1 pseudogene is annotated in these 1,067 nt (G+C 60.4%); it reads right to left on the reverse strand.

Annotated elements, in window-relative coordinates:
• Window positions 1-235: 235 nt before the first annotated feature.
• Window positions 236-1,067 (reverse strand): annotated as a pseudogene (locus FTT86_RS15900) (IS91-like element ISVsa3 family transposase); the annotation flags it as partial.

The raw sequence follows: 1,067 nt of genomic DNA on the forward strand, positions 1-1,067 counted from the left end.
ACGTATAGGAAGAATAAACGCCCTTTTCACCCAAGTCCAACAGCTTTGGACCGCAGTTGACTCTTTCGACACCCCTGCGATGCAACCCAATCCGGCTGACGGGGAGCCAGCAACGCTGAAAATTTACCCTCCTCTTTCCCACTAGCGGCTCCTTTTCCGACAACCAGCACGGCGGATCCCTGCCGCGGCGCTGTGAACGCAGCATTTTGATTGGTATCGTTGGCCTTCAGGCTCGTCAGTCAAACAGACCCAGGAGCAGCTCAGCCGGTGGCGCCCGGCTTTCGGGTAACGCCCTGGTCCCGCTGGTTTCGGCTTTGTGCTTCAGGTGATCAAGGATCTGCTTGATCACTATAGGGTCTTCAATGCAGGCGATGACTTTCATGGCGCCGCCGCAGCCGCTGCAGGTCTCGATGTCGATATTGAAAACACGCTTGAGCCGTTGCGCCCATGTCATCGACGCTCGCCGTTGTGCTGGTGTTGCCGGTTCATCAGCCACCCTGACCTTGTTGCCCCTGCCCCGTTTTGCCGGCGTGACCAACGCCCGGTGCCGACTGTTGGGTGCGAACACCCCGTGGAAGCGGGTTAGGTTGACTCTGGGCTTCGGTACCAGGGCGGCCAGCCTTGCAATGAAATCCAATGGTTCGAAAATGACGTGCGTGGTGCCGTCCCGGTACGGCGTCTTGAGCTGGTAGCGCACGTTGCCGCCTCGTGTTAACGACAGCCGCTTCTCGGATACCGCCGGGCGGCTGATGTACCGGCACAGCCGTTCGAGCTTCTTGCGTTCATCGGCCCTGGCCGCCACGCCGGCGTGCAGGCTGGACCCGGCTACCTTGCCAATCCCGTCACCGAACGGATCACCACTGGTCGGCAGAGTTTGCAAAGTGAACACCTTTCGCCCCGCCTGTGAACCGACAGCGATACGGTAAGTGATCGAGTGCCCCAGCAGGGGTGTCATCGGGTCGTCATCCACCGCATCCGAGGCCAGATAGCTGTTTTCGACATCCCGTTCCAGCAGGCCTTGCCGTTCCAGATAGCGACCCACCCGGTGGGCGATGGTGTGCGTCAGC

Origin of the sequence: Acinetobacter sp. YH01021, from assembly GCF_013420255.1 — a bacterium.
In the GTDB taxonomy this organism is placed as follows: Bacteria; Pseudomonadota; Gammaproteobacteria; order Pseudomonadales; family Moraxellaceae; genus Acinetobacter.